We start from the raw sequence: 23,244 nt of genomic DNA, 5'->3' as shown, positions 1-23,244 counted from the left end.
CTCCCGGTTCCGGACGGTGCGGTCGGGGGACGGCGGTCCGGTCAGTAGTCGGCCAGCGGGTCCGACTCCCAGAACTCGCTGTCCTTGTTCAGTTTCGGGACCCACGTGTCCGCGTCGCGGGCGAGCATCGCGACGCGGGACGGTTCGACCTCCTTGACGGTGTCGTGGTCGGGGAGGAAGGTCCCCATCTCCTCGGCAAACGCCAGCACCTCCTCGTGGCTGGGCATCGACTCCCTGTCGAGTCGGCCCCGCGAGTGGCCCACGTGCATGTACGCCTTCAGCTCCACGAAGTCGGCGTCGGCCCGGTCACACATCGCGGCGTACCACGCCGGATGGTGCATGTTCTCCTCGCGCACGAGCGTGCTCCGGATGACGGTGCGGGTGTCGTCTTTCCCGGCCAGTACGTCCAGCGTGTCGATGAGGTTGTGCCAGGCGTCGTCCTCGACGGCCTTCACCGTCGAGTCGAACGTCTTGCGGTCGGGGGCGTCGACGGAAACGTACAGCTGAGTGGGGTCACAGCGGGCCAGCATCTCGGGGTGGGTGCCGTTCGAGACGAGGAAGGTAGTGATGTCCCGGTCGTGGAACTCCTCGATGAGCTCCGGCAGATACGGATAGAGGGTGGGCTCGCCGTCCAGCGAGATGGCGACATGGCGCGGTTCCATCGCCTGCTCGAACACCTCGCGGGGCACCTCGTCGTTGCCGCCAAAGCCCGAGAGGAGCTTGCGCTGGAGTTCGACGCTCGCGTCGGCGACGGCGGCGGGGTCGTCCCACGCCACGTCGCCCAGTTCGTAGGCGTGGCCGGCGTGGTCGCGCCAGCAGAAGACACAGCGCTCGTTGCACTTGACGACGGGCGTCATCTGGATACAGCGGTGGGACTCGATGCCGTAGAAGGCGTACTTGTAACATTTCCCCTCTCCCCGGAGGGCGTTGGCCGTCCAGCCGCAGGTCTGGGCCGCCGTGTGGTTCTGGCTGTGGTAGTCGGGGTCGGAGACCTGCTTGGGCCCGCCCGAGTCGCTGTCGCTCATTGCTGCCATCGTTTCTCGCCGGGCTGTAAGGGGTTTTCGTCCGGGGCCGCGCTGACGACCGCCACACCTTTCTTTCGGCGGTGTGAGCGCGTTCACATGTCGAAACGACGGGCGTATCTGGGTTCTCTCGCGACCGGGGTGGCCGTCGCGGTGGGCGGTTGTCTCGACGGTGGGAGCGACCCCTCCACCGAGGCCGGCGGGACGGACGACCCGACCGAGACCACGGACACCGCCGCGGGCGAGCCGACAGAAACGGACACCGCCGAGGAAACGGAGACAGGTGAGTCCGGACCGCCGGACAGGACAGTAGCGGTCACTGGGAGTGGAACGGTCTACCCCCTCGCGCAGGCAGTGGCCGAGCGGTTCAGAGAGCGAGAGCCCGACGTCGACGTTTCCCTCTCACGGACCGGCACCGGCGGCGGGTTCAACAACCAGTTCTGTACGGGGCAAGCGGATTTCAACAACGCATCACGGCCCATAACCGCCGAGGAGGGACAGCTGTGTGCCGACAACGGCGTCGAGTACCACGAGATCAGGCTCGGAGTCGACGCGGTCACGGTGGTCGTCAACACCGACAGCGACTGGGTCGACTGCGTGACGACGGCCGAACTCCGGGAGATATGGCGCGCGGACGGTGCGACCACCTGGGCGGACGTGCGGGCCGAGTGGCCCGACGAGGAGATCGAGCGATACGGCCCGGCCAGCACCTCGGGTACCTTCGACTACTTCGACGAGGCGGTCCTCGGTGCGGACGCGACCCACACGAGCGGCTACGAGCCGACCGAGCAGGACAAACTCATCGTCCAGGGTGTCGCGGGCAACCGATTCGCCATCGGCTATCTCGGGCTCGCGTACTACCGGAACAACAGCGATATCGTGAAAGCGCTCGGCGTCGAGACCGACTCGGGCTGTATCGAGCCGTCGCTCGATACCGCCGCAGGCGGCGAGTATCCGCTTTCGCGGCCGCTTTACACCTACGTCAACACTGACCGACTCGGGGAGGCCCACGTCGCCGAGTTCGCCCGCTTCTTCGTCGAACAGAGCGAAGACGAGGCACTCGTCGCCGACGGGGTCGGCTACGTCCCAAACTCCGAAGCGCGGATGCAGGAGCAGCTTGATGCACTGAACGCGGTCATCGACGACGTACAGTCCGACGCGGCCGAGTAGCCCTCGACTGAGCCGGTTTCCGCCCCAGTCCAAAGGTCTAAGCCTCCCCGGCCCCCACGTTTTGCTACTATGAGCACGGAGACCGAGGACGGGGACGACCTGCGCGAGCGTATCACGAACTTCCTGCGCCGGAACTTCCCACAGATTCAGATGCACGGCGGCAGCGCGGCCATCGAGAACATCGACCGAGAGGAGGGCAGCGTCACCATCCGTCTCGGCGGCGCCTGTTCCGGCTGTGGCATCTCCCCGATGACCATTCAGGCCATCAAGACCCGCATGACCAAGGAGATCCCCGAGATCAGCGAGGTCGTCGCCCGCACCGGTATGGAGGGCGGCGAGGGGATGGCCGGCGGCGCCGACGGCGGCATGAGTCCCTCGTTCCCCGGCGGCGACTCCCGCGGCGGCGACGTGGGCGGCAACGACGAAGGCCCGGAAGCGCCGTTCTAGCCGTTAGTTCTCGGGAATTCGTCTCGCGGGCGAGCGTCCGGAGCGAAACACACCGTTATTAACCCGCCGGCGGATTTTGACAGTATATGACCGATACGGACGGGGGAAACGTCCTCTTTGTCGTCCTGGACACGGTCCGGAAGGACCGCCTGACCGTCTACGACGACAAGCGGGAGACGACACCGCACCTCGCCGAGTTCGCCGAGGAGGCGGCCGTCTTCGACGGCGCCGTCGCGCCGGCCCCGTGGACGCTGCCGGTCCACGCCTCGATGTTCACCGGCCTCTACCCGAGCGAACACGAGGCCACCCAGGAAGACCCCTATCTGGAGGGGGCCACGACGCTCGCGGAGTCGCTGTCGGCGGCGGGATACGACACCGCCTGCTACTCCTCGAATGCCTGGATAACGAGCTACACGAACCTCACCGCGGGCTTTGACGACCACGACAACTTCTTCCAAATTATGCCCAGCGAGCTCCTGTCGGGACCGCTGGCCTCGCTCTGGAAGACGATGAACGACAACGACACCCTGCGCGGGGTCGCCGACCGGATGGTGCAGGTGGGCAACAAGATACACGAACACCTCGCCGAGGGGGGCGGCGGCGACACGAAAACCCCGCAGGTCATCGACAAGACCATCGACTTCGTCGACAACAGCGACGACTTCTTCGCGTTCATCAACCTGATGGACGCACACCTCCCCTATCACCCGCCCGAGGAGTACGCCGAGCGGTTCGCCCCCGGCGTCGACCCGAGCGAGGTGTGCCAGAACTCCAAGGAGTTCAACTGCGGCGCCCGCGACATCGACGACGAGGAGTGGGCCGACATTCAGGGCCTCTACGACGCCGAACTCGCTCACATCGACGACCAGCTCGACCGGCTCTTCTCCCATCTCAAGGAGACCGATCAGTGGGAGGACACCACCGTCGTCGTCTGTGCGGACCACGGCGAGCTGTTCGGCGAACACAACCTGTACGGCCACGAGTTCGGCATCTACGACCCGCTGGTGAACGTCCCGCTGATGGTCAAACACCCCGATATAGAGCCGGAACGGGACGACGAGACGACCGTCGAACTCGTGGACCTCTATCACACGGTTCTGGACGCGGCGGGCGCCGAGGGCCGGGGCGAGCCCCTGCAGTCGGCCCGCTCGCTGCTGTCGGCCAACTACCGCGAGTTTGCCGCGGAGGTCGGCGGCGTGCCCCGGGGCGAGGTCGGCTTCGTCGAGTACCACCAGCCCGTCGTCGAACTCCGGCAACTGGAGGGGAAAGCGGGCAGTGCGGGCATCGAACTGGATGAGCAGTCCCGTTTTTACTCCCGGATGGGCGCCGCACGGACTACCGAGGAGAAGTACATCCACTGCACGCGCATCCCCGACGAGGCCTACCACGTGGGTCGGGACCCCGGCGAGACCGAAAATCTGGCGGGGACCGACGAGGAGCCCGACCACCTCAAGCGGGCGCTGTTCGATTTCGTCGACAGCGTCGAGGCCACCTGGCCCGACGAGGCCGACGGGGCCGACGGCGACGTGCTCTCCGGGATGGACGACGAGACCAAAGACCGGCTGCAGGACCTCGGGTACCTCGAGTAGCGTGAGCTCGGATAGCGCCGGTCTGGACTTGCTCGACCGCAAGACCGTCGCCCAGATACTGCTTGGGTTTCTGGTCGCCGGGGCGGTGCTGGCCCTGCTGGTCGACTTCGTCGGCACCGAGGACGTGCTCGCGGGGCTCCGCCGGGCCGACCCCGGCTGGCTGGCGCTGGCCTGTCTCTCGACGGCCGTCTGTCTGACCGCCTGGGGGAAAGCCTGGCAGATAGTGCTGGGCGTCGCGGGCATCGAGGAGCCCTTTTCGAAGCTCGTCGTCACCTACTACGCGGCGACTTTCGCCAACTACGTCACCCCGCTTGGCCAGGCCGGCGGCGAGCCCTTCATCGCCTACGTCCTCTCCCGCGATACGGACGCAAGCTACCAGGACAGCCTCGCCAGCGTCGTCACCGCGGACCTGCTCAACCTCTTTCCGTTCGTCACCTTCTCCGGGGTCGGCTTCGCGGCGCTGCTGTACGGGAGTTCGCTCCCCGCGTCCGTCGAGCCGCTTGCGGGCGGGCTCGTCGTCCTCTCGGTGGGCGTCCCGCTGGTCACGGCCGTCGGCTGGCGCTATCGGGACCGGCTTCGAGGGGCGATACTCCGGCTCTCGGCGCCGCTCCTCCGTCGGGTCCCGGTACTCACCCTCGACGGGCTTCGCGAGCGCATCCACGAGACGGAGGCCGCCTTCGAACGCATCGCGCGGGACCGCCGGGCGCTGGCGAAGGCCCTCAGCGTCTCCTATATCGGCTGGATATTCTTCGCGCTCCCGCTGTACTTCTCGGCCCAGGCCATCGGTGCCGAGCTGCCACTGCTGCTCGTCTTCTTCATCGTTCCGGCCTCGACGCTGGCCGGGCTGGTCCCCTCCCCCGGCGGCTCCGGGGCCGTCGAGACGGCCCTCGTCGTGCTGGTGGTCGCCCTGACCGCTATCGGGGGGACCGACGCCGCGGTCGTCGCCATCCTCTATCGCGTCGCTAGCTACCTGTTTGCCCTGTTGCTGGGCGGGGCGGCGGCGCTGTACGTGTTACAGCGCAACTAGTCGGCCCGCTCCCACGTCCGAACCAGCCGCGCCAGCGTCTCGTTGACCGGGACCGGGTCGTCGGCCGCCCGCACGACGTAGCCGTTGATGGCGTCGATTTCGGTCGGCCGTCCGGATTCGATGTCCTGTAGCATCGACGAGCGGTTCGCGGCGGTGTCACGCACGACCTGCCGGGTCAGCTCGACGGCCCGCTCGTCGGTCAGGTCGACCCCCTGCTCGCGGGCGACGCGGGCCGTCTCGCGGGCGGCGTCGGCCGCGACGGCCGCGCCCGGCCCGTCGGCGAGCGCACCGTTCTCGACGCGGGCCAGCGCGGTTACGGCGTTGATAGCGGCGTTGACCGCCAGTTTCGCCCACAGACGGGTCGGCATATCCGCCGCGACGGCGGTCTCGACGCCGGCGTCGGCGAGCGCCGCACCGACCCGGTCGGCCGTCTCGGAGGCCCCGCCCCCGCGGGCGCCCAGTACCACCTCTCCCCGACCGGTGAACGCGACCGTGCCGGGCTCGTCGAGCCGGGCGCCGTAGGTGCAGGTGCCCGCAAGCACCGGGCAGTCGAGCGCGTCCGCGAGCGTCGCCTCGTTGCCCATCCCGTTCTGCACGGAGAGACACGCGTCGAGGTCGCAGTCGACGAGCTGGTCGGCGACGGCGGCGGTGTCGCCGCTCTTGACCGCGACGACGGCGAGGTCGGCGGCGTCGGGCACGTCGGTTCGAGCCGCCGGATGGATCCGAAACGCCTCGACGCCGGTCACCGAGAGCCCCTCGTCCGCGACCTGCCGCATGTGCGGGTCCCGACCGACGAGTGTCACGTCGTGCTCGGGGGCGAGCAGCCCGCCCAGCAGGCTCCCCAGGCTCCCGGCGCCGACGACGGCGATGTGCATATTCGGGGCCTGGCGGCGCCGGTACAAAAGCAGTCGGTCGCGAACCACCAGCCACAACAGCGCCCGCGGCAAACGGCGGGTATGACCGAGGAGACACCGACGTGGCCCGAGCGTGAACCGTCCTACCGGCTGCGTCCCCCGGCGGCCGACGAGGCGGCCGGAATCGACGCGTTTGCCGCGGTGCTCGACGCGAGCGAGCGGCGCCCGGAGACCGTCGCCGTCCGCCTGACTGTCGGCCGGCGGACGGACGTGGTCGGCCCGCGGCGGGAGGCGCTGGAGGGGTTGTCGGGCCACGCCGACGTGACAGTCAGCGACGAGCGGACCACCGGGACTGCGCCCCTCTCCGGGGCGACGTTCGACGACATCGCGACGCTGTTTTCCGACCTCGACCGCGCCGTCGTCCGGGACACCGAGGGCGTGGCCATCCTCGAATGGCGCGGGGAGACGCTACGGTTCGCGCTGCCCGACGAGCGGGCCGACGAGCTAGCACAGGAACTGGCTCCGGTCCTGGCCGACCGGCTCGAACGGGTGGAGTAGCCGCTACTCGGCGGCGTTCGCTGCTCGCGGCCGGCTCGCGTCCGAATCAATCCTCTGTCCAGTAGTATATCTCCTCTTTCGGCGCGCCGCAGTCGGGACAGGCCTCGGGGATGTCCTCGTCTATCTCGCCCATGGCGCCACACTCCCAGCAGCGCCACATCAGTTCGGCCTCGCCCGCGGCACCAGTGGTCCGGTGGTCGTCGGTCAGCGACTGGATGCCGTCCTCGACGGAGACGTAGAAGCCGTGCTTGTCGAACCCGCGGATGGTCCCGAGTTCCTCGCCCTCCTCGTCGTACACCGTCATCCCGAACGCGAGGTCCTCCTCGTCGGCGGTGGCAAACATATCAGCCATACGTATGTATAGACGAGTCGACGTGTGATAAAGGCTAGCGCGAAAAGAGGCTGGTGTGGACCGGGGCGAAATCGGAGGCGGCGTCTTCGGACTCCTCCGTGTCGGAGATAGCGCTGCCCGAGAGGCCCACATCGAGGAAATCAGCCAGTGGCGGTCCGACGTTGTCGGGCTCTACGAGGAACGCGTCGTGGCCGTAGTCGGAGTCGACGACGTGGTGGGCCACGGGCGTGTCGGTGGCCCGGAGCGCGTCGGCCAGGGCCTCGCTTTGCTCGGTGGTGAAGTGCCAGTCGCCGGTAAAGGACATGATGAGGGCGTCGCCGTCGAAGGCCGCGAGCGCGTCGGCGTCCGATTCGAAGCCGCTTGCGAGGTCGTAGTTGTCCATCGCCCGCGTGAGATAGAGGTAGCTGTTGGCGTCGAACCGCTCGACGAACTTCGAGGCGTTGTAGTCGAGGTAGGACTCCACGTCCCGGTACGGGAAAAAGCGCCCGGCGGGGTCCGTGGGGAAGGCCCGCTCGGCCTCCCGCGTGGCGGCCCGGCGGCCAAAGCGCCGTTCCATGCTCGACTTCGAGAAGTACATCACGTGGCCGAGCTGACGGGCCAGCGCCAGTCCCTGATCGGGCTCTGGACCGCCGTAGTAGTGGCCGCCCTGCCAGTTCTCGTCGGTCGTGATGGCCCGGCGGGCGATGCCGTCGAGCGCGAGACACTGCGGGTCCAGGCGGCCCGCGGCGGCGATAGGCACTATCTTCTCGACGTGGTCGGGGTGGCGTTTGGCCCACTCCAGGACGTTCATGCCGCCGACGCTGCCGCCGACGACCGCATAGAGGGCCGGAACCCCCAGTTCGTCCAGCACCCGGCGCTGGGCCTCGGTCCAGTCGGCGACGGTGACCGGCGGGAACTCGGGACCGTAGGGCTCGCCGGTCTCGGGGTTCTCGGTGGCGGGGCCGCTGGAACCATAACAGGAGCCGGGAACGTTCACGCAGACGACGAAGTACTCCGTGGTGTCGATGGCCTTGCCCGGCCCGACGATGTCGTCCCACCAGGCGTATGCCTGATCGCCCTCCTCGAAGCGACCCCGCGAGGCGACGTGGGCGCTGCCGGTCAGGGCGTGACAGACCAGCACGGCGTTGTCGCCGGTGAAATCGCCGTAGGTCTCGTAGGCCAGTTCGAGGTCCGCGATGGTCTCGCCACACTGGAACTCGAACTCGCCGACAGAGACGGTTTGTGAGTCCATCTCAGCTCACCTGCGCGATGGCGTCGTCGATGTCGGCGAGGATGTCCGCGGGGTCCTCGATGCCGACGCTCATGCGGACGAGGTCCGGGCTGACGCCGCTTGCGCGCTGTTCCGCCTCGGAGAGCTGTGCGTGGGTGGTGCTCGCGGGGTGGATGACCAGGGTCTTCGCGTCGCCGATGTTCGCGAGGAACTGCGCGAGGTCGGTCTCCTCGCAAAAGCCCTTGCTCGCCTCGTAGCCGCCCGCCAGCCCGAAGGCGACGACGCCGCCGAAGCCGCCCTCCAGGTACTCCTGTGCCAGGTCGTGGGTCTCGTGGCTGTCGAGCCCGGGGTAGGTGACCCACGACACCTCGGGGTGGTCGTCGAGGTGTTGCGCGACGGTCAGGGCGTTCGAGCAGTGTCGCTCCATCCGCAGCGAGAGGGTCTCGGTGCCCTGCAGCGTGGCCCAGGCGTCGAAGGGTTTCTGGCCGTCGCCGAGCGCGCGAAGGCCGCGCTGGCGGGCCGCCATCGCGAAGGCGCGGTCGCCAAAGCGCTCGGAGAATTCAAAGCCCCAGGCGGGGTTCTCGCCGCCGATCTCCGGGTATTTCTCCGGGTGGTCGCCCCACGGGAACGAGCCGCCGTCAGCGAGCACCCCGCCCACCGTCGTGCCCGACCCGTGAATCCACTTCGTCGTCGACTCCCAGACGATGTCGGCGCCGTGGTCGAGCGGGCGACAGAGCGCCGGCGTCCCGAAGGTGTTGTCGACGAAGAGGGGCGTGTCGTGCTCGTGGGCCACGTCAGCGATGTCCTGCAGGGGCGGGACCACGAGCGAGGGGTTCCCGATGGTCTCACAGTGGACGTAGGCGGTGTCGTCGTCGATGGCCGCGGCGTAGGCCTCGGGATCGAGCGTGTCGACGAAGCGGGTCTCGATACCCCGCTGGCTGGCGGTGTTGGCGAGGTAGGAGTGGGTGCCGCCGTAGATAGACGAGGCCGACACCACGTTGTCCCCCGCGCTCGCGAGGACGGTCGTCGCGGCGTCCAGCGCGGCCATCCCCGAGCCGGTGGCGACGGCGTCGACGGCGCCCTCCAGGGAGGCCAGGCGCTTTTCCAGCATCCGCACCGTCGGGTTGTCAAAGCGCGAGTAGACGTTGCCGTCGTCCTCCAGGGCGTAGCGGTCGGCGGCCGTCTCCGCGTCCCCGAAGACGTACGATGAGGTCTGATATATCGGCGGGGCTCGGGCCCCTGTGGCCGGGTCCGGCTCCTCCTGGCCGGCGTGGACACAGCGGGTGCCGAATCCGTAGCGGTCACTCATGTGTGCTATGCATATATCCCCAATCTTCTATAACCACGAGTTACGGCAAAACTCTCCCAGTGTGATGACATGGCACGCTCGGTGGATACAAGCGGACGGCCCCACAAGCGGTGGTCATGACAGAGTCCGAGGAGACGGTGCGGTGCTGGCTGGTCGAGCGGTCGAGTTTCGGCGACGAACGGATGGTGACGCTCGTCTACGCGACGCCCGACGGCGAGTCCCACCTCACGAAACAGCTCTCGCCGAACCTCCTGCGGCGAAAGCGAGTGACGGCGGCCACCGACGTCGAGCCCGACCGGTTGGCACCGGTGACAGAGGGCGACCGCGAACGCTACGCGACCGAAGCCCGCCGGATGGCCCAGACCCACGACCCCGATGATGAAGTGTGACAGTGACGACTAATATGAAAGACTATACCGGAGTGTGGTCCAACCGACCCATATGACCGCCATTGAATTGGACGGCCTCCGCAAGGAGTACCAGGACGTCGTCGCGCTGGACGGCGTCGACCTCACCGTCGAGGAGGGTGAGGTGTTTGGCTTTCTGGGCCCGAACGGGGCCGGGAAGTCGACCACCATCAACATCCTGCTCGATTTTGTCCGTCCGACATCGGGACGGGCCGAAGTGCTCGGTTACGACGCCCAGGAGAACCCGACGGCGATCCGGGAGCGCCTCGGCGTCCTTCCGGAAGGGTACGACGTCTACGAACGGCTGAGCGCCCGGGAACACCTGGAGTTCGTCATCGAGTCCAAAGACGCCGACGATGACCCGGCGGAACTGCTGGACCGCGTCGGCCTCGCTGACGCCATCGACCGCCGGGCCGGCGGCTACTCAAAGGGGATGAAACAGCGGCTGGTCCTGGCGATGGCGCTGGTCGACGACCCCGATCTGCTCATCCTCGACGAGCCCACGACCGGGCTCGACCCGAACGGGGCCCGCGAGATGCGCGAGCTCATCCGGGAGGAGAGCGAGCGCGGCGCGACGGTCTTTTTCTCCTCGCACATCCTCAGCCAGGTCGAAGCCGTCTGTGACACCGTCGGCATCCTCCAGAAGGGACAGCTCATCGCCAAGGACAGCGTCGAGGGGCTCCGCGACGCCGTCCAGGGCGGGATGACGCTGTGGGTCACGCTCGCGGACCCCGCCGGTGACGTGAGCACCGTCGAGGACACCGTCGGGGGCATCGACGGCGCACAGATAACCGAGACCGACGGGTCACAGGTCGCGATCGGCTGCAAGGGCACCCAGAAGATGGATATCCTCAACGCGCTGAACGACGCTGGCGTCGACGTGGAGAACTTCGAGACCGAGGACCAGTCCCTCGAAGAGCTGTTCACGGCCTACACTGAGGCGGAGGTCGAAGCATGAGCAGCGACACCGGTCCCGCCGAGTCGCCGCTCGGGCGGCTAGACGGCGCCCTGCACGACCAGTTCACCTGGTACCCCGTCGCCAAGAAGGACTTCAAGGACGCGCTCCGGTCGAAGGGGCTCTGGGCGCTGGCGGCGATATTTACTGTCATCTTCATCGCGCCGATAGCCATTCGGCTCTACGGTGAGGGTATCGGGCCCTCGCCGCCGGACGGCGGGCTGGACACCCGGTTCGTCATCGAGAGTGTGTACCTCAACCTCGTGACGGTCGTCCTGCCTATCGTGACGATATTCGTCGGCGTCGCGGCGATTACGAAAGAGAAGACCAGCGGGTCGCTGAAGCTGCTCCTCTCGTTGCCGTTCTCGCGTCGGTCGGTCATCATCGGGAAGGTCGTCGGCCGGTGTGCGGTCGTCGCCGTCCCGTTCCTCATCGCCGCAGCGATAACGGCCGTCTTCATGGCGGCTTCGAGTCTCAGCCTCAACATCGAGATGTACACGCTGTTCGTGCTGTTTTCCTTGCTGTTCGTGGTGGTGATGGTCTCCATCGCGGTCAGCATCTCCGGGGCCGTCTCGACGACGCTCCGGTCGGTCATCGTGAACGCGATCTTCTACGTCTACGTCACCTTTGGCTGGAACTCCATCGCCAACGGCATCGGCAAGTTCCTCTACAACGACGTCGGCGTCTCCCGGTCTCTCCGGTGGAACACCGTGCTGTTTCTCAAGATGGCGTCCCCGACCCAGGCCTACAAGACGCTGGTAAGCAGCATGCTGGCGGGCTTCTCGGACAACGTCCAGCCTGGCCTCCAGCGGTTCGCCGAGCAGTGGAACCTGGACCTGAGTCAGCTGGGCCCCCAGCAGTACTCCCGCTACAGCCTGTTCAACACGCAGGGCTCAGTCTTCTCTCCCGGGCTCCCGACCGAGGACAAGCGCGTCCTCTGTGAGAGCGTCGCCGGCGGCACCTTCCAGAACATAACGCTCACGAGCAACAACCAGACGAACGCCGTGACCGTCACGACGGCCGAACAGACACAGACGTTCCAGAACGTGGGCAACATCACCGCCAATCAGACGCAGATGCAGTCGTTCTGTGCCGGCGGGGGTAGCGAGATACCGTTTTACTTCTCCGACCCCGCGGTCGTGGTGTTCATGCTCGGGTGGGTCGCGCTGGCCGCCGGCCTGAGCTACTACACCTTCGACCTGGTCGACCTGTAACGTTCGTCTCAGTTTTTCCTAGCGCCGTTTCAGCGGACCAGACAACTCCGTCCGCAGGGTATCGTAACTGCACTGCCAACAGCCAGAAAGCCCCGACCGGCTGAACTCGGGAGGCTCGTTGCGCTCCTCACTCGCTGTGCTCGTTCCGGTGCTTACGTCGCCTGCCTTCGTTCAGCCGGTCGCCCCTTTCAGTCCCACCCCGCGCTGTTTGACCAACCGGCAATGGGTGGGACTGAAAGGGGCCGTCCGCTCGACGAACCCGGACGAAGCAAGCACCGGAGCGAGTGGAACGAGCGAGGAGCACAGCGAGTCCTGGGAGTCGAGCGGACGGGGGCTTTCTGGCTCTCGGGAGCGGTTGCGGTGAAACCCCGTAGTACCCGAGGCCAGCCGTTTCCTAGAGCGCGCCCTTCGAGTCGAGCAGGTCGACGAACTCGCCCTCCGAGAGCGTCTCGACGTCGTTTTCCTCGGCGTCGTCGCGCTTTCGCTGGCCCGCGTTCTCCCCGACGACCAGGTAATCCGTGTTGCCCGAGACGCTGCTCGTGGCCGAGCCGCCGGCTCGTTCGACCAGCTCCTGGGCCTCGCTGCGGGTGTAACCGTCGAGCGAACCGGTGAACACGAAGGTGAGCCCGTCCAGGGCGTCGCCCTCGGTCCCCGCGGCGTCCTGCGGGTCAACGTGGTCGAGGAGCCGCTCCAGCACGCCGCGGTTGCCCTCGTCCCGGAAGAAGTCGACGATGCTGCGGGCGACGACGGGACCGACGTCGGGGACGGCCTCGAACGCCGCGGCGCTCGCGTCCTCGCCGACGGCCTCGCCCAGTGTCACCTGCCCCTCGGCGGGCTCGTCGCCGGCCTCGGCGGCCTGGCGAATCGCCTCGAAGCTCCCGAACTCCCGGGCGAGGTTCCGGGCGGTGACGCTGCCGACCTGTGGGATGCCAAGCGCCGTGAGGAAGTCGGCGAGGTCGGGCTCGCGGGCGGCGTCGAGTTCGGCCACGAGGTTCCCCGCGCTCGTTTCGCCCCACCCCTCTAGCTCGGCCAGCTCCTCGACCGACAGCTCGTAGAGGTCGGCGGCGTCCTCGACCAGGCCGGCGTCGAGCAGCTGCTCGACGGCCTTCTCGCCGAGCCCCTCGATGTCCAGCCCATCACGGCTGGCGTAGTGTTCGACGGAGCGTTCCCGCTGGGCCGGACAGGTGAGCCCGCCGGTACAGAACGCCATGGGGCCGTCGCGTTCGACCTGGCTCCCGCAGGCCGGACAGGTGTCGGGAAAGTCGAAGTGGCCGTCACCGTTCCCCTCGACGACCTCGACCACGTCCGGAATCACGTCGCCGGCCCGCTTGATACGGACACGGTCGCCGATGCCGACGCCCAGTTCCTCGATGAGCGACGGGTTGTGCAGCGAGGCCCGCGTCACGGTGACGCCGCCGACCTCGACCGGGTCCATGAGCGAAACCGGGGTGAGCCGGCCGGTCCGGCCCACCTGGACGACGATGTCCCGGACGGTGGTCTCTTCCTTCCGGGCGGGGAACTTGTAGGCAAAGGCCCAGCGGGGCGCGCGGCTGGTCGTCCCGAGCAGGTCACAGGCGTCGCCGTCGTTGACCTTGAGGACGACGCCGTCTATCTCGTAGTCGAGGTCGTCGCGGGCGTCGAGTTGTTCGTCCCGGTAGTCGATGGCCGCCTCGATGTCATCGACGACGCGCGTCCGATCACAGACCCGCAGCCCCCACGCGGGCAGTCGCTCGTGGATGTCCGTGTGGCTCTCGAACTCGACGCTCGAATCGAGGACGCCGAAAAAGAAGACGGCGAGGGGACGCTGTGCGGTAATCGAGGGGTCCAGCTGGCGCAGGGTTCCCGCGGCGGCGTTGCGCGGGTTGGCGAAGGGGTCCGCCCCGTTCTCGACGCGCTCGCGGTTGTAGGCGGTAAAGGCCTCGCGGGGCATGTACACCTCGCCCCGCACCGCGAGGAAGTCGGGGTACTCCCCCCGCAGGCGCTGGGGGACGCTGGCGATGGTGCGGACGTTCTCGGTTACGTCTTCCCCGACATCGCCGTCCCCGCGGGTGGCCGCCCGGACGAACTCGCCGTCCTCGTAGACGACCTCGACCGAGAGGCCGTCGAACTTGGGCTCACAGAAGTACTCGACCGGGCCGTCATAGCCCGTGTCTGTGAGCCCCCGCCGGACCCGCTCGTCGAACTCCCGTACCGCCTCGACCTCGCCGCCCTGGTCGATAGAGCCCATCGGTGCGACGTGTTCGATCTCGCAGAGTTCCTCCAGGGGCTCGCCGCCGACGCGCTGGGTGGGGCTCCCGTCGGTGTCGAGGTCGAAGGCGTCTTCGAGGGCCCGCAGACGCGAGAACAGCGCGTCGTAGGCCCGGTCGCCGATATCGGGGTCGGCCTCGACGTAGTAGCGGTAGTCGTGGTAGCGAATCGCCTCGCGGAGCCGGTCGGCCTGCTCGTGTGCCTCGTCGTCCGTGAGGTCCTCGACGGGCGAAAAGTCCGTCTCCGGCTCCGAGATGTAGGGGTTGTCCTGGGGCGTCTGTGCGGCCGTGGTCATGCGCGCCGCTTGTGGCGAGTTGGTATAGAAACCGTCGGTTAGCCGGTCGCGTTCGCCCACGTCCGGTCCGGCACCTCGCCGGCGCGGCGCGGACAGCCGGCGTCCGCCCAGCGCCCCTCGCCGAGCGAGCTACAGCCGGCGTATCGCCCGTTCTCGACGTGGGTGATGCTGTGGCCGCTCTCGTCCGGAACGAGGCCGTCGTCGGTTCCGCCGCTGGTCCGGTATTCGAGGCGGTACTGGACGCCCACCTCGCAGGACTCGTTTGCCGGGCCCGTCCGGGCGCTCTCGACGGAGACCCGGAACGTGCTGTAGTCCGCGCCACGCGGCGAGGTGCGTTCGGCCCACGCCGAGAGGTCCGCGTCGCGGGCGCCGGTCTCGATAAACGACGTCCGGGCGTGTGTCCCGTTCGGGCCGCTCCGGCTGCTGGCGTAGGTCGCCACGTCCTCCCGACAGCCCGCATCGAGCCGTTCGAGGTCGATGATTTCGATGTCGGTGGGACCGGTGTCGTCGCTGACCAGCGGGAGCGCATACACCGCGCCGGAGGCGACGGCGGCCGCGCCGAGGGCGAAGGCGGCGACGACGGCAGCGGCTGTCGTGGCGGAGGGCATAGAGAGACGTAGCGAAACCGGTCACATCAAGGTACGGACTCGACAGCCGGGCGCGCTACAGGTCCGCGACGTCCTCGATGGCGTCCGTGAGTTCCTTGATCGACTCGACGGTGTGTTCGCCCATGTGGCCGATGCGGAAGGAGTCCTCGCTCAGGTCGCCGTAGCCACTGGAGAAGGCCATGTCGTACTCCTCGCTGACCTGCTCGACGGTCGCGGCCACGTCGATGTCCTGGGTGTTCTCGATGCAGGTCACCGTCTGGGACTCGTACCCCTCCTCGGCGAACAGGTCGAAGTGCTCCCGGGCCCACTCGTGGACGTACTCCGTCATCTCCCTGTGGCGCTGGTCGCGGGCCTCGTGGCCCTCTTCGAGCATATACTTCATCTGCTTGCGGTAGGCCAGCATGATGGGAATCGCGGGCGTGGAGTGGGTCTGGCCCTTCCGGTCGTAGTAGTCGAGCGTGCGCTGGAAGCCGCCGTACCACGAGGCCTGGTCCCGTTCGAGTTCGCGCTCGTAGGCCTCGTCGCTGACGACACAGACGGCCAGGCCGGGGGGCATGGCGAAGGCCTTCTGCGTCGAGGCGAAGATCACGTCGATACCGTGTTCGTCGATGTCGACGTAGTCGCCGCCGAGACACGACACCGCGTCGACGACGAAGTAGGTGTCGGGGTACTCGTCAACGATGTCGCCGATCTCCTCGACGGGGTTGCGGACGCCGGTGGAACTCTCGTTCATCACGCAGGCGACGACATCATAGTGTTTGTCGCTGGTTTCGAGCTCCTCGCGGATGTCCTCGGGTTTGACCGCCTCGCCCCACTCGTACTCCAGCCGGTCGACGTCCTTGCCGAGCCGCTCGGCCACGTTGGCGTGGCGCTCGCTGAAGCTGCCACAGGTCGGGACGAGGATGTTCTCGTCGACGAGGTTGAGCGTCGAGGCCTCCCAGAACTCGGTGCCCGACGCGGTGAGGATGACGACCTCGTTGTCGGTGCCGAGAAAGTCCTTGGTGTCCTCGACGATGGTCGTATAGAGGTCGGTCATCCGGTCCATCCGATGGCCGAACATCGGCTGGGCCATCTCCTCGATTACGTCCTCGCGGACCTCGGTCGGGCCGGGGATGTACAGCGTCTTGTCCGTGTAGTCGTCTGTGTATTCCTGTTTCTTGGTCACGGGAGCCACCTTGTAGCGGCACTTTCGGCCCGGGTGGCATGGTAGTTTTGATACGGCGCTGGCCGCCCGGTTGGCGGCGTCAGCCGACAGTCTGGGCGGTCCGGCCAAGCGCCGAAACCACGAGACCGTACGCCAGCGGTCCCAGGAGCGCGGTAACGGAGAGGTCACCGGGGCCCGACAGCGCCAGCGAGAGGGTCCAGATAGCCAGGGGCGCCACGGCCAGCGCGAAGCCGCCCCGGGAGGCCGCCTGCCCCAGCGACGACTGTCTGGCGGCGTACAGGCCCGCGACGACGGCGGCGGTGACATAGAGCAGCGTCACGTCGGGCGGGGTGACAAAGGGGAGCGTCACCAGCCCGAAGACGGCGACGAGGAACCCGACCGTCTGGGCGTCGCTGCTCCCGCCCTCGACCGACTCCTCGTAGGCTGCCTCCCCGTCGGCGCGGTCCTGGACGGGTCGCCCGCTGTCGGCGTCGACGGCGCTCGGGAAGTCCGCGCCACAGTGCATACACCACGTCGCCGTCGAGCTGACCTTCCCGGCACAGTCCGGACAGCGGGGGTCAGAGACCATATCATACGTTCGGTAGGGCGCTGTGTTAGCCGTTGGGGTCGGGGCCACATTCATAACCGAAGCCCGGAGAACCTACTGTATGGACTGGATCGAGCAGGCCGACGGGCTCCTGTACGACGGGGAGTCGGTACAGGAGCGGGTCCCCGTCGGCGCCGGCGGCGTGGTCGTGACGAGCCATCGCCTGCTGGCCTTTACCCCCGACCGGGAGGGGGCGAACTTCAGCCAGGTCGACCGGCCCAACGTCGACGGCGTCGAGGTCCGGACCGGCGGCGAGTTCCGGTTCCTCGAACGGGCGGTGAAGGCTATCGTCGTCGGCGTCGCACTCCTCGTCGCCGGGTTCACCGTCAGTCTCGACGGGATGGTCGAAGGGGTCTCACTGGAGAGCGGCGGGGCCGGGAGCGCCGCCGGCATCGGCAGGATGCTCGGGCTGCTCGGGACGATGCTCGACCTGCTCGCCCGGCTGGACGACCTGATGCGCGTGTTCGGCGGGCTGGCGCTGGCCTTTGGCGCCGTCGTCCTCGCGGTGTACCTCTGGAGCCGGGAGCGGCTGCTGGTCGTCGCCGTCGCGGGCGGGGACGACATCGAACTGGCGGCGCCGGACGACGAGGCGGCACTCGGCCGGTTGCGGACCGCCCTGGGCTCGGCCCCCGAGCGCGCGGACGCGCCGACGGACGACGCCGTGGCGTGACGTTCAACTCCGCCGAGTGTCTACCCGACGGTGATGGACACAGACGGCGTGCGCCGCCGGGCGAGCGAGCTGCCCGACGAGCCGGGCATCTACCAGTTCGAGGACGACGACGGGAGAGTCCTCTACGTCGGCAAGGCCGTCTCGCTGCGCGAGCGGGTGCGCTCGTACGGCGACCCCAGGAGCCGCCGCATCGAGAAGATGGTCGGGCGAGCGGCGACCCTGGACTTTGCGGTCACCGACACGGAGACCCAGGCGCTGTTGCTGGAGGCCAACCTCATCAAACGCCACCGGCCACCCTACAACGTCCGGCTGAAAGACGACAAGTCCTACCCGCTGGTCCAGCTGACCGACCACGCCGTCCCGCGTATTCAGGTGACACGGGACCCCGACGAGGGGGCGACGGTGTACGGTCCCTTCACCGACAAGGGGCGGGTGGAGACAGTCGTGAAGGCCCTGCGGGAGATATACGGGCTACGTGGCTGTTCGGACTACAAGTACAGCGACCGCGAGCGGCCCTGTCTGGACTACGAGATGGGTATCTGTACCGCCCCCTGTACCGGCGAGATAAGCGAGGCCGGCTACGCCGCCGACGCCGAGAGCGCAGAGCGGTTCTTCGAGGGCGAGGTCGGCGTGCTCGCGGACCCGCTCCGCCAAGCGATGGAGCAGGCCGCCCAGGACCAGGAGTTCGAGCGGGCGGCGAACCTGCGGGACAAACTGGGCGCCGTCGAGGCCCTCCACGGGGAGAGCGACACCGCCGTCAGCGACGCCAAAAGCGGGGCCACCACCGACGTGCTGGGCGCCGTCGTCGAAGGGGACCGGGCGGTCGTCGCCCGGCTCCACGCCGAGGGCGGCAAACTCGTCGAACGGGACCGGTTCACGCTGGACGCCCCCGACGGCGAGGGGCCGGCCGGCGTCTACCGGGCCTTCATCCCACAGTACTACGCCGAGCGCGACCTCCCCAGCAGAATCCTCTGTGCCGAGGACCCAGCCGACGCCGAAATCGAGCGGTGGCTCGACGCGGAGGGCGTCACGCTGGGTGTCCCCGGCGCCGGCCGGGAGGCCACCCTGGTCGAGCTGGCGCTGAAGAACGCCCGACAGCGCGGGGGCCAGGACGACAGCGTCGGGGCGCTTGCTGACGCGCTGGGCATCGACCGCCCCGAGCGCATCGAGGGGTTCGACGTGAGCCACGCCCAGGGGAAAAGCGCCGTCGGCTCGAACGTCCTCGCCGTCGGGGGTGACCCCGACACGAGCGGCTACCGGCGCAAGAAGCTCACCGAGCGCAACGACGACTACGCCAACATGCGCGAACTCGTCCGCTGGCGGGCCGAACGCGCCATAGAGGGCCGGGACGACCGCCCGGACCCCGACCTGTTGCTCATCGACGGCGGCGACGGGCAACTCGGAGCCGCCAGGGACGCGCTGGCCGAGACCGGCTGGGACGTGCCATGCGTCGCGCTGGCGAAAGACGAGGAACTGGTGATAACGACGGAGCGGGTGTACGACTGGGACGGCGACGCCCCCCACCTGCATCTCCTCCAGCGGGTCCGTGACGAGGCCCACCGTTTTGCGGTGCAGTACCACCAGACCCTTCGCGACGAGGTGTCGACGCCGCTTGACGACCTCCCCGGTGTCGGGCCGGCGACGCGGAAGGCGCTCTTGCGCCGCTTTGGCAGCGTCGAGCGCATCCGCGCGGCCGACCGCGAGGCGCTGACCGAGGTCGAGGGGGTTGGGGACGCTACCGCCGAGACGATTCAGACCCGCCTGTAACGCCTGCCGTGGCTTTCTGTCCCGTGTTCCGACGACATAGCTGGGGAACGGCCGCGGTTGCGATAAATCTCTATATGCTATATCAAATGGAGTGGCGACAGAGGGCCGCCGTTCGTTTCGAGCGGCGCGGCCCTGTCGGTCGCTCGGCTTCGATACCCACGAATTTGGCACGCACACGCGAGATTGTCACCAGCTGGGCAAGCCCGGCATGGTGTACCATCGGGAGCGTTTAGGGGCGTTACAGGCTAGCCCTCTTGGTGTTGACCGTGTCACAATCAGAGCAGGAGGAAGGGTTGAGTCAGGCGCTAGAGGCACTGTCGGACCGCTATCGGCGGGAGCTTCTGGTTGCGCTCCTGCGGGAGAACCCACAGGACGACGACGACCGCGACCCGCTGGATATCATCGACCCGCCACAGGAGCCCGACGTACTCGAAGCCGAACTCTTCCACAACCACCTCCCGAAACTCGAAAGCATGGGGTTCATCGAGTGGGACCGGGAGACCGGCCAGATAGCCACAGGGCCCGACTGGGACGACATCGCGCCGGTCGTCGAGCTCATCTACGACCACCGGGACGAGCTGCCGGACGGGTGGCTATAGGGGGTCACATCCTCGGGGAGTCATACTCCTCTTGTTCCTCTATGGCCGCGACCAGCGAGTTGTCCACGAGCGCCACGATAGCGCGCCGGAGGCGCTCGGTCACCGCCTGGTCGGAGATACCGAACTCGTCGGCCAGGTCCTGCGTGGATATCTCTCTGGGTAGCGAGTAGTAGCCGCCCTTCACCGCGCTGACCAGCGTGTCCCGCTGTCGCTGTGTCAGCCCGTAGAACGGGCCGCTCTCGGGCCGGGTCGGGTTGTAGATACGGCCGACTTCGAGCTCGATACCCGCCTCCGAGCAGTGCTCCTTGAACTCGCTCAGTGCCCCGTGGGACCGGAACCGCAGCTCGAACTCCCAGGTGTCCGGGCCGCCGGTGGCGCCGAGCAGATGTGCGTTCGACGCTGCGAGGCCTTCGAACAGGCGGTCTTCGGAGACGTCCCAGTCGAGGGCAAACAGCGTTCGGTCGTTGTGCGAGCTCACCTGTTGGATGTCCTGTACGGAGGAGTGGTTCTGCACCGCCGCCCTGAACTCCCGAACCCCCTCGTCGCCGAAGATAGTGAAGAAGGGCACAGCCTGTTCCCCGAGCGGGACCAGATTCTCCAGGGCGATACTGCGCCCCCTAGACACGTCCAGAATTCGCCCCAGTTCAAATGAATCGGCGGGGACACGTAGATGCGCGATAACGCTCATTTGGTAGGGATTTGCCGCTTGTGGGTAAATATGGGTGGCATGGTACACCAGCCTGCAGATATAGCATGGTCCACCATGCTTGTCGGTAGCCATTTATACATGGGAACCGTGGGCCGAGACGGACAACGCCCTTCGCGGAGCACGTCCCCTAGCAGTCTTGCGAGAAGAGGTCAGACCACCCTTCGAGTCGTGGCCGAGTGCCATCCCCATGAAAGACGACTACAAATCGGCAGTCACTATTACCAGTCCCGACGAGTTCGAGGCCGCGCTCGCTGCGGTCATCGAGACAGCCATAGAGAGCGACGTCGACATCGGCGGCGCCTGGGAATTCCGGACCGGCGAGGCGACCGACGACTGGGAAGTCAACGTCACCGAACTGGCAAAGCGAACCGGCGGCGAGAACAGCTAGTACTGACGGATTCCTGGTCGCACCCACACCCGACAGTCGCCAGTACACGCAGTGACGTGGTCGACCCAAGCGATTTTCTCGCCCCACGCGTAGCCGGTCACATGGCTATCGGGCGCCGACTCGCGCTGGGAGCGCTGGGACTTGCCACGCTCGTCACCTACCTCCTCGCCGGCGTCGCGGGCTACCGGCTCCTCCGCGTGCTGTGGGCCCAGCGGCCGCCGCCGACAGTCATCGTCGCGACCGTCCTCGGCACCGCGTTGCTCTTTGGCGTCCTCAGCTACTGGACCGGAACGGCCCGCCTCAAACGGTCGCTCGATGCAGTGGAGCTGCCCCGTTCTCGCGCCCCGGCGCTGTACCGGCGATACGACCGGTTGACCGGCCAGATGCGGGCCGGCGAGCCGTCGCTGCTGGTCGCGCGGCTCCCGATGCCCAACGCCTTCGCCGTCGGGGGCGCGAGCGGCGCCATCGTCGTCGACCGGCGCCTCTTTGCCCTGCTGTCGCTCGACGAGCTAGAGGCGCTGCTGGCCCACGAACTCGCACACTTCGAGCGCCGTGACGCGCTGGTCCAGACGCTCGGCTACAGTCTCACCCAGAGTCTCGTCGGGCTGGTCGGTAGCGTCCTGTTTCCGGTGGTGGTACTGACCGGTGGCATCGCCCGGGCAGTGGCCATGCTCCGTGGCGACCCCGGGTCGTGGTCAGCGTCACTGCTCGGGCGGACCCACCGGGGCGCGCTGGGCGCCGTCGCCCTGGTGGGCCTTGCCGTGACGCTCCTGGTGCTGTCGTACTCCAGGCGCCGGGAGTGGGCAGCCGACGACCGGGCCGCGACAGTCACCGGGAAGCCGCTCGCGCTCGCCCGGGCGCTGCGGAAGATAGAGCGGGCCTCGACGCCGGACCTGGGACCGCTGACGCCGCTGTACGTCCACGGCACCGAGGAGAGTCCGCTGTCGCGGCTGCTGTCGACACACCCGCCGATGGACGACCGCGTGAAACGCCTCGAAAAACGGGCACAGGGCGTCTAGTCCGCGTCGAGCAGCGACGCCAGCGTCCGACGCAGTTCGCCGGTCGTAGGGCTCTGTGGGACCTGTGCGAGCAGGTCCTCCCGCAGCGCCGAGAGCGCCCCCTCTACCCCCAGCGAGTCCAGCCGGTGCCCGTGTTGTACCGCGGTTCGAGGCGAGACGTCGAACAGGAGGTCCTGCTTGCCGATGGTCGAGTGCGTGATGACTAGCGCCTCGACTGCGCTGTCGACGAAGGCCGCTCGCTCCCCGTCGGTCCCGACGCCGTCCAGGGCGGCCGAGAGCAGCGTGTCGAGGCGCTCGGTCCGCTCGGAGAGGCGGGGCGGGGCCGAAAGCGTCGTCGTGCCGTGAGGATGCTCAGGTGTCATGCTCTCCCTGGGCGCATACGAGAGCGTGGCCCCGCTGACCGGCGCGGTCGCGTCCGGGAGCGGCGACGCGAGCCGCTTCGACGGCCGCGTATCGGTGAAGACGACGTGCAGGTTCGCCGGGTCGCCGGAGGCGGCCTCGGCAGCGTCCCCCGCGGGCCGGTCGTACCCCCGCCACAGCGCCTCCCGGAGCGTCCCCGGCACCGGGCCGGTATCGCCCCGCAGCTCGACGTGGAGCACGACCGGTCCCTCGCCGCTCCGGTCGAGGATTGCCCATAACGTCTCGACGCTGTCCCGGGCTAGCGGCGAGAGCCGGTAACACGGACAGTCCCGGTCGGCCGCGAGCAACCGGGCGAGCGCGAGTCCGCGCCAACCGGTCATATCGGCGACGTACACCCAGGGGAGAGCCTGCACCGGGCCGAGCGTCGGATCGGCCTCTCCCGGGTCGATGCTGCCGGGCACCAGGTCGAGATACGAGGCCAGCGCCTCGCGTTCGGGGGTGAAGTAGTCCGCTACCGCCGCGGGAAGCGCCGTCTCGACCGTACAGTGGGACGGGACTGGTTGCATGTGCCCGACGTTCGTCAGTCAGCGGGAAAAACGCTGTCTGGACCACCGGGCACCCACGCGACCGAAGCAAAGCCCCGTCTCGCACCGCAGGCGAGAGCACGGACAGCCATTCAATATAGCGTTATCAGGTTTACCTCATCCAGCCCTCGCT

General features: G+C 67.9%; 24 protein-coding genes. 13 read left to right on the top strand and 11 right to left on the bottom strand.

All coding sequences use genetic code 11. The features are described from left to right. Positions 1-41: 41 nt before the first annotated feature. On the bottom strand, positions 42-1,025 hold the full coding sequence (twy1, locus tag VJ162_RS14100; protein ID WP_324665171.1) for a 4-demethylwyosine synthase TYW1: 984 nt from the start codon (positions 1,023-1,025) through the stop codon (positions 42-44). A 96-nt stretch (positions 1,026-1,121) separates the two neighbouring features. Between twy1 and VJ162_RS14095 the strand changes: the two genes are divergently transcribed. The 4 genes from VJ162_RS14095 (at position 1,122) to VJ162_RS14080 (ending at position 5,255) form a co-directional block, all read left to right on the top strand. Further along, complete coding sequence (locus VJ162_RS14095; RefSeq protein ID WP_324665170.1) at positions 1,122-2,192, top strand: PstS family phosphate ABC transporter substrate-binding protein; 1,071 nt, start codon at positions 1,122-1,124, stop codon at positions 2,190-2,192. A 69-nt stretch (positions 2,193-2,261) separates the two neighbouring features. Next, on the top strand, positions 2,262-2,639 hold the full coding sequence (locus VJ162_RS14090; RefSeq protein ID WP_324665169.1) for a NifU family protein: 378 nt from the start codon (positions 2,262-2,264) through the stop codon (positions 2,637-2,639). 86 nt (positions 2,640-2,725) lie between these two features. Beyond that, on the top strand, positions 2,726-4,228 hold the full coding sequence (locus VJ162_RS14085) for a sulfatase-like hydrolase/transferase (protein ID WP_324665168.1): 1,503 nt from the start codon (positions 2,726-2,728) through the stop codon (positions 4,226-4,228). Position 4,229: 1 nt separating this feature from the next. Then, positions 4,230-5,255, top strand: a complete 1,026-nt coding sequence (locus tag VJ162_RS14080; RefSeq protein WP_324665167.1) for a lysylphosphatidylglycerol synthase transmembrane domain-containing protein — start codon at positions 4,230-4,232, stop codon at positions 5,253-5,255. Here the strand turns inward: VJ162_RS14080 and VJ162_RS14075 are convergent. Next, a complete protein-coding gene (locus tag VJ162_RS14075; protein WP_324665166.1) occupies positions 5,252-6,130 on the bottom strand; it encodes a ketopantoate reductase family protein in 879 nt (292 codons plus the stop codon). The two genes, VJ162_RS14080 and VJ162_RS14075, sit on opposite strands and share 4 nt — an antisense overlap. Before the next feature lie 81 nt (positions 6,131-6,211). On the opposite strand from VJ162_RS14075, the gene VJ162_RS14070 reads away from it, so the two are divergent. Next, positions 6,212-6,667, top strand: coding sequence for a hypothetical protein (locus VJ162_RS14070; RefSeq protein WP_324665165.1), 456 nt, complete (start codon positions 6,212-6,214; stop codon positions 6,665-6,667). A 46-nt stretch (positions 6,668-6,713) separates the two neighbouring features. Here the strand turns inward: VJ162_RS14070 and VJ162_RS14065 are convergent, their stop codons facing one another. Genes VJ162_RS14065 through VJ162_RS14055 form a run of 3 tightly spaced genes read right to left on the bottom strand, consistent with a single transcriptional unit; the run spans position 6,714 to position 9,538 of the window. Further along, positions 6,714-7,019 carry a DUF7130 family rubredoxin-like protein gene (locus tag VJ162_RS14065; protein WP_324665164.1) on the bottom strand — a complete coding sequence of 102 codons (306 nt, stop codon included), beginning with the start codon at positions 7,017-7,019 and terminating at the stop codon, positions 6,714-6,716. 34 nt (positions 7,020-7,053) lie between these two features. Further along, the gene (metX, locus tag VJ162_RS14060; RefSeq protein WP_324665163.1) at positions 7,054-8,250 is read right to left on the bottom strand and encodes a homoserine O-acetyltransferase MetX; all 1,197 of its coding nucleotides are present in this window, start codon (positions 8,248-8,250) and stop codon (positions 7,054-7,056) included. 1 nt (position 8,251) lies between these two features. Then, the gene (locus VJ162_RS14055) at positions 8,252-9,538 is read right to left on the bottom strand and encodes an O-acetylhomoserine aminocarboxypropyltransferase/cysteine synthase family protein (protein ID WP_324665162.1); all 1,287 of its coding nucleotides are present in this window, start codon (positions 9,536-9,538) and stop codon (positions 8,252-8,254) included. 116 nt (positions 9,539-9,654) lie between these two features. Here VJ162_RS14055 and VJ162_RS14050 point away from each other — a divergent pair, with 116 nt between their 5' ends. The 3 genes from VJ162_RS14050 to VJ162_RS14040 are packed head-to-tail and all read left to right on the top strand — an operon-like array spanning position 9,655 to position 12,114. Further along, a complete protein-coding gene (locus tag VJ162_RS14050) occupies positions 9,655-9,927 on the top strand; it encodes a hypothetical protein (protein WP_324665161.1) in 273 nt (90 codons plus the stop codon). Positions 9,928-9,979: 52 nt separating this feature from the next. Next, positions 9,980-10,903: an ABC transporter ATP-binding protein gene (locus VJ162_RS14045; protein WP_324665159.1), complete on the top strand. Its 924-nt coding sequence runs from the start codon at positions 9,980-9,982 to the stop codon at positions 10,901-10,903. Next, complete coding sequence (locus VJ162_RS14040) at positions 10,900-12,114, top strand: ABC transporter permease subunit (protein WP_324665158.1); 1,215 nt, start codon at positions 10,900-10,902, stop codon at positions 12,112-12,114. The genes VJ162_RS14045 and VJ162_RS14040 overlap by 4 nt, the downstream gene beginning before the upstream one ends. A 394-nt stretch (positions 12,115-12,508) precedes the next feature. Here VJ162_RS14040 and ligA read toward each other — a convergent pair whose 3' ends face one another. The 4 genes from ligA to VJ162_RS14020 all read right to left on the bottom strand — a co-directional run bounded on the left by ligA (position 12,509) and on the right by VJ162_RS14020 (position 16,997). Beyond that, on the bottom strand, positions 12,509-14,656 hold the full coding sequence (gene ligA / locus VJ162_RS14035) for an NAD-dependent DNA ligase LigA (RefSeq protein ID WP_324665157.1): 2,148 nt from the start codon (positions 14,654-14,656) through the stop codon (positions 12,509-12,511). A gap of 38 nt (positions 14,657-14,694) precedes the next feature. Then, positions 14,695-15,264 (bottom strand): hypothetical protein, encoded by a 570-nt coding sequence (locus VJ162_RS14030; protein ID WP_324665156.1) that lies wholly within the window; start codon positions 15,262-15,264, stop codon positions 14,695-14,697. A 55-nt stretch (positions 15,265-15,319) separates the two neighbouring features. Continuing rightward, positions 15,320-16,429 carry a pyridoxal-phosphate-dependent aminotransferase family protein gene (locus VJ162_RS14025; protein ID WP_324665155.1) on the bottom strand — a complete coding sequence of 370 codons (1,110 nt, stop codon included), beginning with the start codon at positions 16,427-16,429 and terminating at the stop codon, positions 15,320-15,322. A 79-nt stretch (positions 16,430-16,508) separates the two neighbouring features. After that, positions 16,509-16,997, bottom strand: coding sequence for a hypothetical protein (locus VJ162_RS14020; protein ID WP_324665154.1), 489 nt, complete (start codon positions 16,995-16,997; stop codon positions 16,509-16,511). Positions 16,998-17,076: 79 nt separating this feature from the next. Between VJ162_RS14020 and VJ162_RS14015 the strand changes: the two genes are divergently transcribed. The 3 genes from VJ162_RS14015 to VJ162_RS14005 all read left to right on the top strand — a co-directional run bounded on the left by VJ162_RS14015 (position 17,077) and on the right by VJ162_RS14005 (position 20,051). After that, positions 17,077-17,685, top strand: a complete 609-nt coding sequence (locus VJ162_RS14015; protein ID WP_324665153.1) for a hypothetical protein — start codon at positions 17,077-17,079, stop codon at positions 17,683-17,685. A gap of 33 nt (positions 17,686-17,718) precedes the next feature. Then, positions 17,719-19,452 carry an excinuclease ABC subunit C gene (locus VJ162_RS14010; protein WP_324665152.1) on the top strand — a complete coding sequence of 578 codons (1,734 nt, stop codon included), beginning with the start codon at positions 17,719-17,721 and terminating at the stop codon, positions 19,450-19,452. Between the two features lie 266 nt (positions 19,453-19,718). Further along, positions 19,719-20,051: an ArsR family transcriptional regulator gene (locus VJ162_RS14005; RefSeq protein ID WP_324665150.1), complete on the top strand. Its 333-nt coding sequence runs from the start codon at positions 19,719-19,721 to the stop codon at positions 20,049-20,051. 4 nt (positions 20,052-20,055) lie between these two features. On the opposite strand, the gene VJ162_RS14000 is transcribed toward VJ162_RS14005, so the two are convergent. Continuing rightward, positions 20,056-20,739 carry a helix-turn-helix domain-containing protein gene (locus tag VJ162_RS14000; RefSeq protein ID WP_324665149.1) on the bottom strand — a complete coding sequence of 228 codons (684 nt, stop codon included), beginning with the start codon at positions 20,737-20,739 and terminating at the stop codon, positions 20,056-20,058. Positions 20,740-20,947: 208 nt separating this feature from the next. On the opposite strand from VJ162_RS14000, the gene VJ162_RS13995 reads away from it, so the two are divergent. Then, positions 20,948-21,148, top strand: coding sequence for a hypothetical protein (locus VJ162_RS13995; RefSeq protein ID WP_324665147.1), 201 nt, complete (start codon positions 20,948-20,950; stop codon positions 21,146-21,148). A gap of 101 nt (positions 21,149-21,249) precedes the next feature. Continuing rightward, a complete protein-coding gene (locus VJ162_RS13990; protein WP_324665146.1) occupies positions 21,250-22,167 on the top strand; it encodes a M48 family metallopeptidase in 918 nt (305 codons plus the stop codon). Here the strand turns inward: VJ162_RS13990 and VJ162_RS13985 are convergent. Then, positions 22,164-23,093, bottom strand: a complete 930-nt coding sequence (locus tag VJ162_RS13985) for a hypothetical protein (RefSeq protein ID WP_324665145.1) — start codon at positions 23,091-23,093, stop codon at positions 22,164-22,166. The genes VJ162_RS13990 and VJ162_RS13985 overlap by 4 nt on opposite strands. Positions 23,094-23,244: the final 151 nt, after the last annotated feature.

The organism is Haloarcula sediminis (genome assembly GCF_035656455.1).
Taxonomy (GTDB): domain Archaea; phylum Halobacteriota; class Halobacteria; order Halobacteriales; family Haloarculaceae; genus Haloarcula; species Haloarcula sediminis.
The sequence above is the reverse complement of the archived record's forward strand: the minus strand, read 5'-3'. Positions and strand labels throughout refer to the sequence as shown.

What these genes read in the sequence shown, in the direction of transcription:
- VJ162_RS13990 (WP_324665146.1), top strand. Translation starts at nt 21,250, where the DNA reads ATGGCTATCGGGCGCCGACTCGCGCTGGGAGCGCTGGGACTTGCCACG.
- VJ162_RS13995 (WP_324665147.1), top strand. Translation starts at nt 20,948, where the DNA reads ATGAAAGACGACTACAAATCGGCAGTCACTATTACCAGTCCCGACGAG.
- VJ162_RS14040 (WP_324665158.1), top strand. Translation starts at nt 10,900, where the DNA reads ATGAGCAGCGACACCGGTCCCGCCGAGTCGCCGCTCGGGCGGCTAGAC.
- VJ162_RS14045 (WP_324665159.1), top strand. Translation starts at nt 9,980, where the DNA reads ATGACCGCCATTGAATTGGACGGCCTCCGCAAGGAGTACCAGGACGTC.
- VJ162_RS14095 (WP_324665170.1), top strand. Translation starts at nt 1,122, where the DNA reads ATGTCGAAACGACGGGCGTATCTGGGTTCTCTCGCGACCGGGGTGGCC.
- VJ162_RS14020 (WP_324665154.1), bottom strand. Translation starts at nt 16,997, where the DNA reads ATGGTCTCTGACCCCCGCTGTCCGGACTGTGCCGGGAAGGTCAGCTCG.
- VJ162_RS14085 (WP_324665168.1), top strand. Translation starts at nt 2,726, where the DNA reads ATGACCGATACGGACGGGGGAAACGTCCTCTTTGTCGTCCTGGACACG.
- VJ162_RS14070 (WP_324665165.1), top strand. Translation starts at nt 6,212, where the DNA reads ATGACCGAGGAGACACCGACGTGGCCCGAGCGTGAACCGTCCTACCGG.
- VJ162_RS14050 (WP_324665161.1), top strand. Translation starts at nt 9,655, where the DNA reads ATGACAGAGTCCGAGGAGACGGTGCGGTGCTGGCTGGTCGAGCGGTCG.
- VJ162_RS14065 (WP_324665164.1), bottom strand. Translation starts at nt 7,019, where the DNA reads ATGGCTGATATGTTTGCCACCGCCGACGAGGAGGACCTCGCGTTCGGG.
- VJ162_RS14000 (WP_324665149.1), bottom strand. Translation starts at nt 20,739, where the DNA reads ATGAGCGTTATCGCGCATCTACGTGTCCCCGCCGATTCATTTGAACTG.
- VJ162_RS14075 (WP_324665166.1), bottom strand. Translation starts at nt 6,130, where the DNA reads ATGCACATCGCCGTCGTCGGCGCCGGGAGCCTGGGGAGCCTGCTGGGC.
- VJ162_RS14030 (WP_324665156.1), bottom strand. Translation starts at nt 15,264, where the DNA reads ATGCCCTCCGCCACGACAGCCGCTGCCGTCGTCGCCGCCTTCGCCCTC.
- VJ162_RS14015 (WP_324665153.1), top strand. Translation starts at nt 17,077, where the DNA reads ATGGACTGGATCGAGCAGGCCGACGGGCTCCTGTACGACGGGGAGTCG.
- twy1 (WP_324665171.1), bottom strand. Translation starts at nt 1,025, where the DNA reads ATGAGCGACAGCGACTCGGGCGGGCCCAAGCAGGTCTCCGACCCCGAC.
- ligA (WP_324665157.1), bottom strand. Translation starts at nt 14,656, where the DNA reads ATGACCACGGCCGCACAGACGCCCCAGGACAACCCCTACATCTCGGAG.
- VJ162_RS14010 (WP_324665152.1), top strand. Translation starts at nt 17,719, where the DNA reads ATGGACACAGACGGCGTGCGCCGCCGGGCGAGCGAGCTGCCCGACGAG.
- VJ162_RS14055 (WP_324665162.1), bottom strand. Translation starts at nt 9,538, where the DNA reads ATGAGTGACCGCTACGGATTCGGCACCCGCTGTGTCCACGCCGGCCAG.
- metX (WP_324665163.1), bottom strand. Translation starts at nt 8,250, where the DNA reads ATGGACTCACAAACCGTCTCTGTCGGCGAGTTCGAGTTCCAGTGTGGC.
- VJ162_RS13985 (WP_324665145.1), bottom strand. Translation starts at nt 23,093, where the DNA reads ATGCAACCAGTCCCGTCCCACTGTACGGTCGAGACGGCGCTTCCCGCG.
- VJ162_RS14090 (WP_324665169.1), top strand. Translation starts at nt 2,262, where the DNA reads ATGAGCACGGAGACCGAGGACGGGGACGACCTGCGCGAGCGTATCACG.